The organism is Pedobacter sp. GSP4, assembly GCF_051857575.1.
Lineage (GTDB): Bacteria > Bacteroidota > Bacteroidia > Sphingobacteriales > Sphingobacteriaceae > Pedobacter.
Genome location: NZ_JBPZIR010000009.1, coordinates 49,579 through 65,638 on the forward strand (window position 1 = coordinate 49,579; position 16,060 = coordinate 65,638).

Annotated in this window: 12 protein-coding genes; 7 read left to right on the forward strand and 5 right to left on the reverse strand. The window is 39.3% G+C overall.

The annotated features are described in order from the left end of the window. Positions 1 to 57 precede the first annotated feature (57 nt). The 4 genes from ACS5PU_RS19875 to ACS5PU_RS19890 all read left to right on the forward strand — a co-directional run bounded on the left by ACS5PU_RS19875 (position 58) and on the right by ACS5PU_RS19890 (position 6,888). Positions 58 to 561, forward strand: a complete 504-nt coding sequence (locus ACS5PU_RS19875) for a dihydrofolate reductase (protein ID WP_439460911.1) — start codon at positions 58 to 60, stop codon at positions 559 to 561. A gap of 513 nt (positions 562 to 1,074) precedes the next feature. After that, a complete protein-coding gene (secDF, locus tag ACS5PU_RS19880) occupies positions 1,075 to 4,056 on the forward strand; it encodes a protein translocase subunit SecDF (RefSeq protein WP_439460912.1) in 2,982 nt (993 codons plus the stop codon). A 347-nt stretch (positions 4,057 to 4,403) separates the two neighbouring features. Next, positions 4,404 to 5,726, forward strand: coding sequence for an NAD(P)/FAD-dependent oxidoreductase (locus ACS5PU_RS19885; protein ID WP_439460913.1), 1,323 nt, complete (start codon positions 4,404 to 4,406; stop codon positions 5,724 to 5,726). Between the two features lie 301 nt (positions 5,727 to 6,027). Continuing rightward, positions 6,028 to 6,888 (forward strand): hydroxymethylglutaryl-CoA lyase, encoded by an 861-nt coding sequence (locus tag ACS5PU_RS19890; protein WP_439460914.1) that lies wholly within the window; start codon positions 6,028 to 6,030, stop codon positions 6,886 to 6,888. Between the two features lie 175 nt (positions 6,889 to 7,063). Here the strand turns inward: ACS5PU_RS19890 and ACS5PU_RS19895 are convergent, their stop codons facing one another. The 3 genes from ACS5PU_RS19895 to fbaA form a co-directional block, all read right to left on the reverse strand. After that, positions 7,064 to 7,486, reverse strand: a complete 423-nt coding sequence (locus ACS5PU_RS19895) for a GNAT family N-acetyltransferase (protein ID WP_439460915.1) — start codon at positions 7,484 to 7,486, stop codon at positions 7,064 to 7,066. Beyond that, positions 7,486 to 7,968: a low affinity iron permease family protein gene (locus ACS5PU_RS19900; RefSeq protein ID WP_439460916.1), complete on the reverse strand. Its 483-nt coding sequence runs from the start codon at positions 7,966 to 7,968 to the stop codon at positions 7,486 to 7,488. Before ACS5PU_RS19900 ends, ACS5PU_RS19895 begins: the two co-directional genes overlap by 1 nt. A 139-nt stretch (positions 7,969 to 8,107) precedes the next feature. Then, positions 8,108 to 9,187, reverse strand: a complete 1,080-nt coding sequence (fbaA, locus tag ACS5PU_RS19905) for a class II fructose-bisphosphate aldolase (protein ID WP_439460917.1) — start codon at positions 9,185 to 9,187, stop codon at positions 8,108 to 8,110. 399 nt (positions 9,188 to 9,586) lie between these two features. On the opposite strand from fbaA, the gene accD reads away from it, so the two are divergent. From accD to ACS5PU_RS19920, 3 genes are all read left to right on the forward strand, one after another. Next, the gene (gene accD, locus ACS5PU_RS19910; RefSeq protein WP_439460918.1) at positions 9,587 to 10,432 is read left to right on the forward strand and encodes an acetyl-CoA carboxylase, carboxyltransferase subunit beta; all 846 of its coding nucleotides are present in this window, start codon (positions 9,587 to 9,589) and stop codon (positions 10,430 to 10,432) included. 345 nt (positions 10,433 to 10,777) lie between these two features. After that, a complete protein-coding gene (locus ACS5PU_RS19915) occupies positions 10,778 to 11,242 on the forward strand; it encodes a YciI family protein (RefSeq protein WP_439460919.1) in 465 nt (154 codons plus the stop codon). A 268-nt stretch (positions 11,243 to 11,510) separates the two neighbouring features. Beyond that, a complete protein-coding gene (locus ACS5PU_RS19920; RefSeq protein WP_439460920.1) occupies positions 11,511 to 13,058 on the forward strand; it encodes a M20/M25/M40 family metallo-hydrolase in 1,548 nt (515 codons plus the stop codon). Between the two features lie 530 nt (positions 13,059 to 13,588). Here ACS5PU_RS19920 and ACS5PU_RS19925 read toward each other — a convergent pair. Further along, a complete protein-coding gene (locus tag ACS5PU_RS19925; RefSeq protein ID WP_439460921.1) occupies positions 13,589 to 14,593 on the reverse strand; it encodes a cytochrome d ubiquinol oxidase subunit II in 1,005 nt (334 codons plus the stop codon). An 84-nt stretch (positions 14,594 to 14,677) separates the two neighbouring features. Continuing rightward, complete coding sequence (locus ACS5PU_RS19930) at positions 14,678 to 16,003, reverse strand: cytochrome ubiquinol oxidase subunit I (RefSeq protein WP_439460922.1); 1,326 nt, start codon at positions 16,001 to 16,003, stop codon at positions 14,678 to 14,680. Positions 16,004 to 16,060: the final 57 nt, after the last annotated feature.

The window sequence follows — 16,060 nt, forward strand, 5'->3', positions numbered from 1 at the left end:
TTTGTGCTTTAGAAAAAATACTTCAGCGCAAAGCATGCACTAATAAACAAATGACTAATGACTAATGAACGAAAAGGTATTTCCATAGCTGTAGCGATTGGCGAAAATTACGCAATAGGCAAAAACAACCAGCTCTTGTGGCACATGCCGGCCGATCTGAAGTTTTTTAAGCAAACTACATCAGGCCATACAGTAATTATGGGGCGTAAAACATTCGATTCTGTTGGCAGGCCATTGCCAAACCGTAGAAACGTTGTCATTACAAGAGATCCTGAATTACAAATTGAAGGTGTTGAAGTGGTAAACAGCCTAGATGAAGCTTTGGCAATTACCCAAACAGAAGAAAAACCAGTGTTTATTGTTGGCGGTGCCGAAATTTACAGACAGGCATTACCCAAAACAGATAGACTTTACCTTACCACGATCCACCATAACTTTGATGCTGATACATTTTTTCCTGCGTTTGATCGCAGCGAATGGACGGTAATCAGCTCAGAACCACATAAGGCCGACGAAAAGAATAAATACGATTACACTTTTGAAGTGCTGGAAAGGAAATAAAAGTTTTAACCGCACAGAGAAGGAAGCACAAAGCACGCGAAGCCTGTAAAACGGCCGTCATATCGACCGGAGCATGGCGGAGCGGAGAGATCTACCTCGAAATAGATCTTGGCCGCGTTACGCACGGTAGCTATCGGATTTATTTCAGGATCTATCATGCAAGAAAGATGCTGAAATAAATTCAGCATAACGATAGCGTTGTAAGATGGAATTAAATGGTATTCTTTCATCTGCATACAACTAAAGCTGACGCGTTGATGTTACTGTTTTTTTATCGTCGCAAGATCTTAGCTAACTCGGACCAAACCAAAAATCACCACAACTGCTTTTCAGGATAAAACAACGTACAATGTGCGCTTAAACTACTTCAACGCACAGATTTCACAGGGATAATTCCGTGTTAGAAATTAATCTTAATAAATTATCAATTAAGGGGTTCTATAATTTAAAAATTTAATTAGATTTGCCGACTTGTTAAAAAACAGCGAAAGACAAAATTATTTTAAACAAACAATGCAAGGAAAAGGTTTTATTAAGTTTATAGCGATAGTTTTAGCTATCGTTTGTGCGTACGCACTTTCTTTTACTTTGGTAGCATCCAAGGTAGAAAAAGATGCTAAAAACTATGCGAAAGGTGATTTAGCCAAAGAAAAGGCTTACTTAGATTCTATGAGTACCGAGAAAGTTTATCCGGTAGTAGGCTTTACTTATGGCGAGGTTAAATCAAAAGAGATTAATTTAGGTTTAGACTTAAAAGGCGGAATGAACGTAACGATGGAGATATCGTTAGCAGAGTTGGTTAAATCATTGGCTGGTAACCCTACTGATGCTAACTTTAACAAAGCAGTTCAAAATGCACAGATCCAATTAAACGCCGGTGGTAAAGATTACATCAAAATTTTCGTTAACGAATTTGAGAAATTAAGCCCAGGTGTTAAACTTGCAGATTATTTTTCTAACCAGGATAACGCTTCTCAGTTAAAACCGAGCGCAAGCAATAGCGATGTTGAATCTTTCTTAGAGAAAGAAGCTACAAGTGCTATCGACCGTTCATTTACTGTTTTACGTTCGCGTATTGATGGTTTCGGAGTAGTTAGTCCGAACATGCAAAAACAAGAAGGTAGCAACCGTATCTTAATCGAAATGCCAGGTGTGCAGGATAAAGAACGTATTGCTAAACTTTTACAAGGTTCGGCCGAATTACAGTTCTGGCAAGTATACCAGGTACAAGAAGTTGCACCTTTATTAGAAAACATTAACAAAACCTTAGCAGCAACATTAAAAACTGATGCTCCTGCAAAAGATACAACCGCTGCTGCTACCGCTGGTGGTAAATTAGCTGGTTTAGAAAAAACTGCTGCTAAAGACAGCGCTGCCGCTAAAGGTGGCAAACTTGCTGGCTTAGGCAAAAAAGACTCTACAGCAGTTAGAGCAGAACTTTTAAAATCTAATCCGCTATACGCTGTACTTAACCTTCCAATCTATCAGGGAGAAAACGGACAACAACAATTAATGCCAGGTGCAGTTGTTGGTATGTCGTTACAGAAAGATACAGCAAAGGTTAACGCTTATTTCAGACTTCCAGAGGTTGCCGCATCTATTCCATCTACGATGAAATTTATGTGGAGCGTTAAACCAAGAGAAGGTTCAAAAGTTTTCGAACTTTATGCAATTAAAGTAATCAGTGCCGATGGTAAACCAGATTTAGGTGGCGAGGCGATCAGCGATTCGCGTGCTGACTTTGATCAAAAAGGTAAACCAGAAGTAACCATGTACATGACCAGCGAAGGTTCTGCTAAATGGAAAAAAATTACTGCTGAAGCTTCTGCCGACAGAAATAACCTAAAAGCGATTGCAATTGTATTGGATAACCAGGTTTACTCTGCTCCTACAGTTCAAAATGAGATCCCTAACGGTATTTCTCAAATCACCGGAAGCTTTACCCAAGCAGATACCAAAGATTTATCAAACATCTTAAAAGCTGGTAAATTGCCTGCTCCTGCGCGTATTGCAGGTAGCTATGTGGTTGGTCCAACTTTAGGTGCACAAGCTATTCACGATGGTTTAATCTCTTTCGTAATTGCCTTTATTGTAATCTTAATCTTCATGGCGCTGTATTATCACCGTGCTGGTTGGGTGGCCAACTTTGCTTTGTTAATCAACTTATTCTTCATCATTGGTATTTTGGTATCACTTGGTGCAGTACTAACCTTACCTGGTATTGCCGGTATCGTTTTAACCATCGGTTTATCAGTTGATGCGAACATCCTAATTTTTGAGCGTGTACGTGAAGAACTTGCCCATGGCAAAAACATCGGTGCTGCAATTAAAGAAGGTTTTAAACATGCTATGCCGTCAATTATCGACTCGAACGTTACCTTGTTCATCTTAGGTGCAATTCTTTACGTTTTTGGTAGCGGTCCGGTTCAAGGTTTCGCAACTACATTATGTATCGGTATCCTTTCGTCGTTATTTGCAGCCGTAGCCATTTCGAGGGTTGTTTTCGAATCGATGCTAAGCCGTAAAATTGATATCAGCTTTGATAACAGCTTAACACGCAATGCATTTAAAAACCTAGCTTTCAACTTTGTTGGCCGCCGTAAAATTTATTACGTAATCTCTACCATCATTATTGTTGCCGGTATCGGTATGTATTTCAAAAATGGTGGTTTAAACCTAGGTGTTGATTTTAAAGGTGGTAGAACTTATTTGGTTCACTTCGATAAAGCAGTTAACACTGAAGATTTAAAAGCTAAATTAAACCCTGTATTTGGTAACGAAACACCAGAGGTTAAAACTGCAGGCGAAGATAGCCAGGTTAAAATTACCACTACTTTCCACATCGAAGATCAGGACATTAAAACTGATAAAGTTGTAGAAGATGCTTTAAATAAAGGTTTAGCGGGTTCTAAATATGAAATCGTAAGCTCGCAAAAAGTAACACCGATTATCGCCAGCGATATCGTAAACGGAGCTTTCTATGCGGTATTGATTTCATGTTTGTTCATGTTTATCTATATCGTAGTACGTTTCAAAAAATGGCAGTATGGTTTAGGTGCGGTAATCGCCTTGTTCCATGATGTTTTAATGGTATTATCTTTCTACACCATTTTAGATGGTATTATGCCATTCTCATTAGAAATTGGTCAGGATTTTATTGCAGCTATTTTAACGGTAATGGGTTACACCATGACAGAAACAGTAGTTGTATTTGACCGTATCCGCGAGAAATTAAAAGAAGCTGGTAAAGATGATTTACATGGTGAAGAGCGCAACAACTTGATCAACTTCGCGTTGAACAGTACCTTAAGCCGTACCATCTTAACATCATTAACCGTATTCTTCGTGTTATTGGTAATCTTTATCTTTGGTGGAGACAGCATCCGCGGATTTATCTTCGCCTTGTTGATCGGCCGTATTATCGGTACCTATTCATCATTATGTATCTCTACTCCTATCGTAATCGATTTGGGTAGTTCAGCAGAGAAAAAATAAGAGCTAAAAATCTTACATTTATACAAGCGCTCCGGGTAATCGGGGCGCTTTTTTTTTAACACCAAACCTGATAGGTTTAAATAGCCCACTCATTTAATTAGAAAAGCAAAGCCTGTAGTGCTTCGGTCCTGATAGTCCTGCTGTCCGTTTTATCCCGATGAAAGATCGGGATGACACTTCCATCAGGTTTTATTTAATCTGGAACACTGCTTAAAACCTTACAAAATCCGTCTTCGTCATACCAGCGTTATATCTTTGTGATTAAGCCAGAATAACTGCCAAATCCTCATTTTGTAAACCTTTTGGCCATCTTTTTGTTACATTAGCAATAGATAAACCGATATAAAATGGATTTACAACTTCCTGAAAGCGAATACCCTAGAGTAGTTATAGTTGGTGGTGGATTTGGTGGAATTGAGTTAGCTAAACGTTTAAAAAACAAACCTTTTCAGGTGGTTATGCTCGATAAACATAACTACCATACTTTCCAGCCCTTACTTTACCAGGTAGCCACCGGAGGTTTAGAGGCCGATTCAATTGCTTTCCCCTTAAGAAAAATATTTAAGGGACAGAAGAACCTTGTTTTTAGGGTTACCAAAGTTACCGAGGTGAATGCAGCCGAAAATTGTTTAAGTACAGATATTGGCAGAATACACTACGATTATCTGGTCATTGCAACCGGCTCTACCAGTAACTTTTTTGGCAATGAGGAAATCGAGGCAAATTCAATGCCGATGAAATCCATTCCGGAAGCACTCGATCTGAGAAGCCTGATTTTACAGAATTTCGAGAAATCACTGATTGAAAAAGACCTGGATAAAAAGACTGCATTATTAAACTTTGTGGTTGTAGGTGGTGGTCCAACAGGTGTAGAAACCTCAGGCGCCATTGCAGAGCTTAAAAGGCACGTAATACCCAACGACTATTCAGAGATGGATGTGAGTAAGGTAAATATCTATCTGATTGAAAATTCTCCAGAATTGTTAGGCGTAATGTCGCCGCAGGCACAACAGAAATCAAAAGATTTTCTTACCGAAATGGGCGTACAGGTAATGAACCAAACCCGTGTATTGGGTTACGATGGGCATACACTCACCCTCCAGGATAAAGCACCAATACTAAGCTCTACCGTAATTTGGAGTGCTGGCGTTAAAGGAGAAGTTTTAGCCGGTTTGGATAAAGCAGAAATTGTACGCGGCGGCAGGATCAAAACCGATACACAGAATTTAGTGGTAGGTTACCAGAATATTTACGCCATTGGGGATGTAGCAGCCATTATCGATGAGGAAACACCCAATGGTCACCCGGGGGTTGCGCCAGCAGCCATACAGCAAGGGCACCATCTGGCCAAAAACCTGATCAACATTAAAGAGAATAAAGCTTTAGAGAAATTTAAATATTTCGATAAAGGATCTATGGCCACCGTAGGCAGGAACAAAGCAGTGGTAGATATTGGTAAAATCCGTTTTCAGGGTGTTTTTGCATGGTTTACCTGGATGTTTGTCCATTTAATGACTTTGGTAGGCTTCAGGAATAAGATTATCGTTTTTGTAAACTGGGTTTGGAGCTATTTTAGTTATGACAGAGGTACACGTTTAATTATCAGAACTTTCGCAAAAGATAGAAGCGTTGATTATCGGGAGGAAGTCCCGGATGAGGTTCATTCGTAATTTGGTCATTGGTCATTGGCCATTGGTTAACTGGTTAATTGTTTAAATTGGTTAACTGATGCAAATTGACGAATGGTTAGATTGTTAACTGCAAACTGCCAATTTAGAACTGAATGGCGGCAAATCGGTTAAGCATCAAGGCCATTAACTATAAAACCAGCAGCTATGAACCATTGAATCTTGGAAAATTGGTTGAGCATCAAGACCATCAACCATTAAACCATCAGCTATGATCCAGCTACAAACACCATTAAATTCTTCTTCTCTTTGCGGAAAACTTTGCGCACTTTGCGGTTAAAATATGAGCCAAAATAAATTCAAATTAGTAGAATGCCCACGCGATGCCATGCAGGGCTTACATACTTTTGTTCCTACTGCACTCAAGGTAGAATATTTAAACCTTTTGCTTCAGGTGGGTTTTGATACACTTGATTTTGGAAGTTTTGTTTCGCCCAAAGCTATTCCACAAATGGCCGATACCGCCGAAGTTTTGGCACAATTGGATTTAAGCAGTACCTCTACCAAACTTTTGGCCATTGTAGCCAATTTAAAGGGCATAGAAAGCGCCGTTCAGCACCAGGAGGTTAATTACCTGGGTTTTCCCTTTTCCATCTCAGAAACCTTCCAACAGCGCAATACGAACTCAAGTATAGCACAATCTTTAAATACGGTTGAAGAAATGCTTTCCATATGCGCCAAAAACAATAAAACTGCTGTGGTTTATTTATCAATGGGTTTTGGTAATCCCTATGGAGATGAATGGAATTACGAAATTGTAGAAAAATGGGCTGATGTGCTGGTTAGCAAAGGTGTTCAGATTTTATCACTGGCCGATACTGTTGGCGTTTCTACTCCAGAAAAGATAGAGAATATACTACCAAAACTGATTTCAAAATTCAATACTACAGAGATTGGCATCCATTTACACTCCACTCCTCTTGAAAGATCAAAAAAAATAGCCGCTGCTTACCAAGCAGGTGTGAAACGCATCGATTCTGCCTTAAAAGGATTTGGAGGCTGCCCCATGGCGGCCGATGATTTAACAGGGAATATTGCCACCGAAGATGTAATCGGCTTCTTAAATGCTCAGGGAGCAGAATTAAACTTCAATATGGTTAAATGGAATGAGGCGATGGTGTTATCAGGGAAGATATTTAGGTAATTTTTTCTGCTCACACCCATCCGCTTGCCGTCATTTCGAGCAGATCCGATAGCTATTGGGTGTAACAAAGTCGAGAACCACGCAGTGCTCAGCAAAGCTAAATCTATCTCGAGATAGATCTCTCCGCTCCACTGCGTTTCGGTCGAGATGACGTGGAATTAAACAGATTTAACTTCTAAACCTTTTTCACCATTTTAAAATGCTGAATTCCAGCCTCTTCAAATTGATCTCCTTCTGCTACAAAACCAAATTTTGCATATAAACTCATCGCATCCAGTTGCGAATTGAGGTAAATATAATGCGCATCTTCAGGCAAATCAGATAATGCTTCGGCTATTAATGCACGGCCAACGCCCTGACCCCGAAATTCTTTTAAAACAGCAAAACGCTCCAGTTTATAGCCATTTTCGGTTTTACGCCAGCGGCATGCACCACATGGCCTACCATCTTTAGTGGCCAGAAAATGTATGGAAACATCTTCATTTTCCCATTCCAGTTCGGGCGGACAGTTCTGTTCCTCCACAAATACGATTTTACGGATAGCAAATACTTTATCTAAATCCTCTGTATGAATAACTTTTTGAACCTGTAAGCTCATTATTTCTGATGTTTAAAGTGTTTATTAGTCTTTAATTTTAATTCATTCAATTCCTGCGCAACATCGATTGAATGTGAACAGTGAATATCGGCCTCTTTCTTGGCTAATGTAGCCAGCGTAACGTAAAATTTGTGTAACTGATCTAAATCTTTTTCTGTTAAATCTTCAATATCAACCATCCGGTTACTTGCCTTTTCGTGCGCAGCAATTAATTCGTTCAATTTCAGCTGAATGGCCTTACCATCTTTGTTCTGCGCTTTCTGAATTAAAAAAACCATTAAAAAGGTAATAATTGTTGTTCCGGTATTGATAACGAGCTGCCAGGTTTCCGAATAATTAAACAAAGGCCCCGTTACTGCCCAAAGAATTACAATGGCTGTTGCCGCAATAAATGCTATCGAACTTCCGGTAAACTTTGTTGCAGCGTTAGCGAATTTCTCAAAAAAATTATTTTGTTTAGTGTCGTTTTTAGATTTTGCCATTACAATTTGTTTGCTTAAATATAGCCATAAAACAAACAAAAGCGCCATAAGTTTTTAAACCTATGGCGCTTTGTTTAATTATTGAATGATAGATTTCTAAATGATTTAATGTAAATTCAACATTAAAAATTATTCACAATTAAAGTTTATCGTTTGCGTTTACGCAGTTTAAATCTTCAAAAGCTACAGTTAAACGCTTAACAAATGCTTCTTCAGCTTTACGTAACCATACACGTGGATCGTAATATTTTTTGTTAGGTTTATCGTCGCCTTCTGGGTTTCCGATCTGTCCTTGAAGATAAGCCTCGTTCTTTTTGTAGTATCCTAAAATACCTTCCCAAAATGCCCATTGCATATCGGTATCGATATTCATTTTAATAGCACCATAAGAAATAGCCTCTCTGATTTCTTCCTGAGAAGAACCCGAACCACCGTGGAATACGAAATTGATTGGTTTTTCTGCAGTTAAATTGAATTTTTCTTTGATAAAATCCTGAGAATTTTTCAAAATTACCGGTTGCAGTTTAACGTTACCTGGTTTATAAACACCGTGTACATTACCAAAAGCAGCAGCAACTGTAAAACGTGGAGAAACTTTGCTTAATTCTTCGTAAGCATAAGCCACTTCACTCGGCTGGGTATATAATTTAGAGCTATCCACATCGCTGTTATCCACGCCATCCTCTTCGCCACCGGTTACACCAAGCTCGATTTCGATAGTCATGTTCATTTTAGCCATGCGGGCAAAATATTTAGCAGAAATTTCCATGTTTTCTTCGATAGATTCTTCTGATAAATCTAACATATGCGATGAAAACAAAGGTTTTCCAGTTTCAGCGAAGAATTTTTCACCGTGATCTAAAAGTCCGTCAATCCAAGGCAACAATTTTTTAGCGGCGTGGTCGGTATGTAAAACCACAGCAACACCATAATGTTCTGCCAATAAATGTACATGTTTAGCTGCCGATACAGCACCTAAAATACATGCTTGCAATTTCTCGTTATCTAAAGATTTGCCAGCATAAAACTGTGCACCTCCATTAGATAATTGAATCATAACAGGCGAATTTACTGCCTTAGCAGTCTCCAATACCGCATTAACCGTATTTGTACCGGTTACGTTTACTGCTGGTAAAGCAAACTGATGTTTTTTAGCCTGCTCAAACAATTCTTGAACGGCATCTCCGTAAATTACGCCTTTGTAGCCTTTTAAACTCATTTCTTGTTAATTTTATTAAGTCCGAAGTTAAAAAAAAAATTAACATTCCAAGCTTTTGTAACAACAGAATTATTTGCCCCACAGCAAAATAAGGCCTATTTAGTGTAAAAAACACATTATCCTTAGTGTAAAAAAGACACACTTGTGGAAATAAACAAATCACAATAACCAATAATCAAACCTTACAACACTTTTAGAAAAAACATACTGCCTACGCTTGATCTATATATTGGGTTCTAAGAATTGTTAGTTCGCTTTGCTAGTCTGATCATTGAAATTTGATTATTGGTTATTGATTAATTGATCATTGTGATTTGGTGATTGGTTATTAATGGTGAGTAATTCTTTATCTTAATTATATTTTTCGTTTCTTTGCAATCCAATTCTTCAAAAAATTATATGGCTTGGTTTAAGAGAGAAAAAAAAGGTATCATCACCACAACAGAAGAGAAAAAAGAAGCACCAGATGGTTTGTGGAATAAATGTCCAAATTGTAAAAAACCGCTACATCAGGCAGAACTTCAGGAAAACAAATACGTTTGTCATTACTGCGATTACCACCTGAGAGTAGGCTCAAAAGAATATTTCGAGGTTTTATTTGATAACAACGAGTTTAAAGAGCTCTTCCCTAACCTTACTTCGGGCGATCCGCTAAACTTTAACGATAACAAACCTTACACCGACAGGATTAAAGAAAGTCAGGCTAAAACCGGCCTAAAAGATGCTATCCGTGCAGGTGTTGGTAAAATTGAAGGTCAAGATCTTGTTATCGCCTGTATGGATTTTGCCTTTATTGGCGGTTCGATGGGTTCGGTTGTGGGCGAAAAAATTGCCAGATCAATCGATTACAGCATTAAACATAAAGTTCCATTCCTGATGATTTCGAAATCGGGTGGCGCACGTATGATGGAAGCTGCATTCTCGTTGATGCAAATGGCCAAAACTTCGGCAAAACTGGCATTACTAAGCCAGGCTAAAGTTCCTTACATCTCTTTATTAACCGATCCTACAACTGGTGGTGTAACAGCCTCTTATGCCATGCTGGGCGATATTAACATTGCCGAACCAGGTTCACTGATCGGTTTTGCCGGCCCAAGGGTTATTAAAGAAACCATTAAAAAAGATTTACCGAAAGGTTTCCAAACTTCAGAATTTGTACTGGAGCATGGTTTCCTTGATTTCATTGTAGATAGAAGAGCCATGAAAGCTAAATTGGGCGCTTTTATCAAAATGATGAATAACTAGTTGGTTCATTAGTTCATTAGGCATTTGTTCATTAGTACAAACTGACTAATAAACAAATGACCAATAAACAAATATTAAAAAAAGCAGGGCTAGAATAAATTGGTTATTCAGTCCTGCTTTTTGCTTTCCCTCAGTTTTCATCATTGCGAGGAGGAACGACGAAGCGATCTTTTTCGCCAGAAATAGTGCCTTAAAAGCCAATTGAGTCTACTTCGAGACAATAGGCTATTAAGAAAAGAAGCTCACTAATGGAGCTAAAAACCCACACCACCTGAGGGCACTCTTCCGAGGGAGGGGAATGTCACAATTTTTCGTATTTTTAGTTAAACCAAACTAAAAAATCAGATGAAAAAGCTATTATTACTCTCCTTCCTCATCACCACTATTATTTCTGTTCAAGCCCAAGATAAAAAAGCCAAAGCACCTTATGATGAAGCCCTGGCCAAAAAACTCGGTGCCGATAATTACGGTATGAAAATGTATGTACTGGTGATCCTTAAATCAGGTTCAAATACAACGGAAACAAAGGCCAAAACCGATAGTTTATTTGCCGGCCACATGGCAAACATGGGTAAAATGGTAGAAATGCAAAAGCTGGTAGTTGCTGGCCCGATGGGTAAAAATGATAAAAACTACCGTGGGATTTTTGTTCTAAATACAAAATCAATACAAGAAGCTAAGCAATTATTGGAAAGCGACCCGGCCATAAAAGCAAAATTGCTTGAGCCAGAGCTTTACAATTGGTATGGATCAGCCGCACTTTCTGAATATTTGCCCTATCACGATAAGATACAGAAAAGTAGTTTCTAGACTTGTTAGACAGGGATGCACAGAAAACACGGAGAAGTTTTCACAGAGGAGAATATATATACCATAAAGAGTTGTCATATTGAGCTTGTCGAAAGGCCTGCCATAATAATTTTAAAGGCGTTTCGACAAGCTCAACGTGACAAAGTCCGCAGACACTAAATTTATGGATAGAGATTTCACATCAACTCATGCAACATTTCTATTAAAATCCCTTAATCCTACCCCTTATTCCATAAATTAGCTCATCAATAATCAACCCTAACTAATTATGAATAAAAAACTACTGTTTTCTGCATTATTTATGTGCGCTTCTGCTGGTGTTTTTGCGCAAGACAGGAAAATAATCGACAATATTGTTAAAGAAGTGAACGAAAACTCTCAATTGGAGAAACTTGCGCACGAACTGCTTGATGTGGTTGGTCCGCGGTTGGTAGGTTCGCCACAAATGAAACAGGCCAACGATTGGGCAGTAAAAAAATATAGCGATTGGGGTATTTCTGCAAAGAACGAGAAATGGGGCGAATGGGCAGGCTGGGAACGGGGAATTACCCATATCGATTTGATAAGTCCGCGTGTGCGCACTTTAGAAGGTACGCAATTGGCCTGGAGCCCATCTACCAATGGCAAAGCCATTAACGCTGAAGCCATTATTTTACCACAAATTACAGATTCGGTATCTTTTCAAAAGTGGTTGCCCAACGTTAAAGGTAAAATTGTGTTAATTTCAATGAACCAGCTTTCTGGCCGACCAGAAAAAAATTGGGAAGAATTTGCTACGAAAGATCTTTTCGAGAAGTTTAAAAAAGAAAAAGCCGAAGCAGCAAAAGCATGGGCGGCAAGCATTGCTAAAACAGGTTTAAGTGCTAAAACCCTTCCAATTGCTTTAGAAAATGCAGGAGCTGTTGCTGTAGTCATCAATAACTGGTCGCAGGGCTTTGGTGTAGACAAGATTTTTGGCGCAAATACCACAAAAGTGCCAACCTTAGATTTATCGGTAGAAGATTATGGTCTGGTTTACCGTTTGGCCTTAAATGGCGATAAGCCAAAACTAAAAATTGAAGCCGATTCTAAAAAACTAGGTGCTGTACCTACTTTTAATACCATTGCAGAGCTTAAAGGAACACAAAAACCAAACGAATACGTAATGCTATCTGCGCATTTCGATTCGTGGGATGGCGCAAGTGGTGCTACCGATAACGGTTCGGGAACCATTTTGATGATGGAAGCCATGCGCATTTTGAAGAAAATTTATCCTAACCCAAAACGTACCATCTTGGTTGGTCATTGGGGAAGCGAAGAACAGGGTTTAAACGGATCGCGTGCATTTGTAGAAGATCATCCAGAAATTGTAAGCAATTTACAGGCTTTGTTTAACCAGGATAACGGTACCGGCCGTGTGGTTAATATTGGCGGACAGGGTTTTGCCAAATCGAAAGATTACATTACCCGCTGGTTAGCAGCTGTTCCAGATACGATTAAAAATCAGATCAAAACCAGTTTCCCTGGTACGCCTGGTGCTGGAGGTTCTGATTTTGCTTCATTTGTAGCTGCTGGAGCCTTGGGTTATTCGTTAAGTTCTACCAGTTGGGATTACGGTACTTATACCTGGCACACCAACCGCGACAGCTATGATAAACTGGTTTTCGATGAAATTAAAAGCAATGTCATTTTAGCGGCCATTATGGTTTATATGGCTTCAGAAGATCCTGAAAAAACATCTACCGAAAAAGCTACAGATTTACCGGTTAACGAACGTACGGGCAAACCTGCAACATGGCCAGTTCAGACCAAATCGAACAGAAAAGGCGGCTTGTAAGTAAAGTTTTGAATCGTTTAAAGGAGCACTTGGAAACAGGTGCTCTTTTTTTAGCTTTGCGTTTATTAACGCAATAATCACCAATGACCGGCACTTACATACAATTAACGATTTACTTTCTTATTGGATTAACCTGCATCACGTTAATCGATACTTTAGGCGCAGTAGCCTCCAGGAAATTTAATTTTAAATATACTTACCTAAGCATATTATCTTTTGCGGTGTACATTGGCATTGGGTACCTCCTATCTAAGCACTTCGAATTAATCATTATTTTAGCAACAAGCGCACTTTTAGGATTATATGACAGTACTATAGGTTTAAAATTATCAATCAGATTAAAGGCTAATTCAGAAAATATCGCTCTTATAAAAAGAAATACTAAAATGGTAATATCGATGATGATAATAGCGGTTTTCCAGGGTTTTATAGGATATTATATCTATGGATATTTTACACGCTGATTATAGGAGTTTTTTTATCCAATATGTCCCCTCCTAACTAACAACTCTCCACTCCAAACTTACTCCCTACTCCTCTTTCTTTTGAAATTTATAAAACAGATACCCCAAAAAAGGTAAAATGAGCACACTTCCCAATAAAAGCGCCAAACCTAAACTGTAAATTGTTTTCTCGGGGCCTACAGTTTCCATCAATGAAATCGCATCTCCGCTTTTTAAACGGATAAAATTCGGGAAGTGGGCATAACTGATGGCCAAAAGGATCATCGTAACCTGGAAGCCTGCCAAAATGCGTAAAACCTTGGTTTTACCCTTAATCAACAGGTACCATAACAATACAAGCGATAAACTGGCCAGCACAATGGCCGATAAGCCTACGTTACTTTTAAAAACCCAATCCATTAACGGGATGCCATCTCTTTGGGCTGCAATAAATACCATGGCACCAAAAACAACCGCTGCAATATTCATTAATTCGGCTTTTCTAATAAATCGGCGTTTATCATGCGCTTCTTTCGTTTCGCCAATCAGATAAATGGCCGCCAAGAAACCACATAATGCAACCGTAAACAAGCCCACAGCAACAGAAAACCAGTTTAACCAGCCGGATATATAGGCCGCGTAGAAATCGCCCGCTTGCGTATCGATATGGCCCGAAATTAAGCTACCTGCAATAATGCCAAGAAACAGTGCGGTAACAAAACTCGAATACCTGAATATCCGGTTGTATAGCCATTGCATATCATCCTTAACGGCATCGTAATGGCGAAAAACAAAGGCAGTGCCCCTTGCAATAATCCCAATCAGCATAATGGCCAACGGAATATGCAGGTAAACCGACATGGTAGTATAAATGTGCGGAAAGCCAACAAAAAGTATTACAATGGCAATAATGAGCCACATGTGGTTAGCTTCCCAAACCGGACCAATGGCATGGTACATGGTTTTACGTGTTCGGCTCCTATTTTTGGTTGAAGTAAACAGTTCGATAATTCCGGCACCAAAATCGGCTCCGCCCAATAAAAAATAGAGCAGAATGGCCATGCATAAAAATGTAATTACAACTTGTTCCATAATTTATTTTTTGCCACAGATTTTTAAAGAAATTAAGCAACATACGCCAAAACTTTTATCCCTGTTCATCCTTTTGATCTGTAGTTAATGATTATTCTGTTCCGTTTGATTATACAGCACTGGTACCATTTTAATCTGCCGGTAAAGCAAAAACGTTACGATAATGCTTAAAGAAAAATAAATTGCCGAGAAGATATAAAATGAATAGGCAATGCCTGGCATGGGCGTAACCGCATCTTTAGTGCGCATGATGCCATAAATAATCCAGGGCTGTCTCCCAACCTCTGTAACTACCCAGCCAGCCTCTAAAGCAAGGTAACCAAGCGGAATGGCCACCACAAACAGCTTTAACAGCCAGCGTTTTTCGGTTAAGGGCTTCTTCTTAAACAGAACAAAGAAATATATGAGCGATACCAGCAGCAATAATGTACCAATACCCACCATGACCTGAAAAGCGTAGTGCGTAATCGCCACCGGTGGATGCTCATTTTCAGGAATCTGATCTAAACCCTTCACTTCTGCCTTAAAATCGCCATGCGCCAGAAAACTCAAAGCCCCGGGGATTTTAATTGCGCCCTTTACTGTTTTATCTTTCTCGTTTACAATACCACCAATAAGCAAAGGTGCCGGTTTTTCTGTTTGATAGAGCGCCTCCATGGCCGCAAGCTTGGCAGGTTGTCTTTTGGCAACATCTTTTGCAGAAATATCGCCACTTAATGGCTGTAATAAAGCGCCTATGCAGGCAAATGTAGCCGCTATTTTAAAAGCTTTTAAATGAAATTCCTTATTCCTGTCTCTTAAAATCATTAAAGCATGTACACCAGCCACCGCAAAGCCTGTAGCCGTAAATGCCGCTAAACACATGTGCAAAGCCTGACTAAACCAGGCCTTATTGAACATGGCCTGTATAGGATCGATATTAAGGTATTGTCCGTTTACAAAATCAAAACCCGCCGGGCTGTTCATCCAGGCATTGGCCGCTACCACCAATATACCGGAGGCTAAACCGCTTACGCCTACAACCATGCCCGTAAACCAATGGAACCACTTATTTAACTTATTCCAACCATACAGAAAAAATCCGAGTGCTATGGCTTCAATAAAAAAAGCAGTGCCCTCGAGGGAGAATGGCATTCCGAAAATCGGACCTGCATGGTCCATAAATTTTGGCCAGAGTAAGCCCAGTTCGAAAGATAGCATGGTACCCGATACCGCTCCTGTAGCAAAAAATATAGCCACACCTTTACTCCAGGCCTTGGTTAGGTTTTTATAAATTTCGTTGTTTGTTTTAAGCCATTTGTAATGCGATACGGCCATGAAGAAAGGCATTACCATGCCAATACAAGAAAAAATAATGTGAAAGCCTAAAGATAAGGCCATCTGGGAACGTGCTGCTATAAAATCATCCATATCTGATATTGGATTTTGTGTAACACAAATATAGCAGAAGCATGTTTACTTGTAGTT

Excerpts from the sequence above, each read along its gene's own strand:
- ACS5PU_RS19875 (WP_439460911.1), top strand. The coding sequence starts at position 58 with ATGACTAATGAACGAAAAGGTATTTCCATAGCTGTAGCGATTGGCGAA.
- secDF (WP_439460912.1), top strand. The coding sequence starts at position 1,075 with ATGCAAGGAAAAGGTTTTATTAAGTTTATAGCGATAGTTTTAGCTATC.
- ACS5PU_RS19885 (WP_439460913.1), top strand. The coding sequence starts at position 4,404 with ATGGATTTACAACTTCCTGAAAGCGAATACCCTAGAGTAGTTATAGTT.
- ACS5PU_RS19890 (WP_439460914.1), top strand. The coding sequence starts at position 6,028 with ATGAGCCAAAATAAATTCAAATTAGTAGAATGCCCACGCGATGCCATG.
- ACS5PU_RS19895 (WP_439460915.1), bottom strand. The coding sequence starts at position 7,486 with ATGAGCTTACAGGTTCAAAAAGTTATTCATACAGAGGATTTAGATAAA.
- ACS5PU_RS19900 (WP_439460916.1), bottom strand. The coding sequence starts at position 7,968 with ATGGCAAAATCTAAAAACGACACTAAACAAAATAATTTTTTTGAGAAA.
- fbaA (WP_439460917.1), bottom strand. The coding sequence starts at position 9,187 with ATGAGTTTAAAAGGCTACAAAGGCGTAATTTACGGAGATGCCGTTCAA.
- accD (WP_439460918.1), top strand. The coding sequence starts at position 9,587 with ATGGCTTGGTTTAAGAGAGAAAAAAAAGGTATCATCACCACAACAGAA.
- ACS5PU_RS19915 (WP_439460919.1), top strand. The coding sequence starts at position 10,778 with ATGAAAAAGCTATTATTACTCTCCTTCCTCATCACCACTATTATTTCT.
- ACS5PU_RS19920 (WP_439460920.1), top strand. The coding sequence starts at position 11,511 with ATGAATAAAAAACTACTGTTTTCTGCATTATTTATGTGCGCTTCTGCT.
- ACS5PU_RS19925 (WP_439460921.1), bottom strand. The coding sequence starts at position 14,593 with ATGGAACAAGTTGTAATTACATTTTTATGCATGGCCATTCTGCTCTAT.
- ACS5PU_RS19930 (WP_439460922.1), bottom strand. The coding sequence starts at position 16,003 with ATGGATGATTTTATAGCAGCACGTTCCCAGATGGCCTTATCTTTAGGC.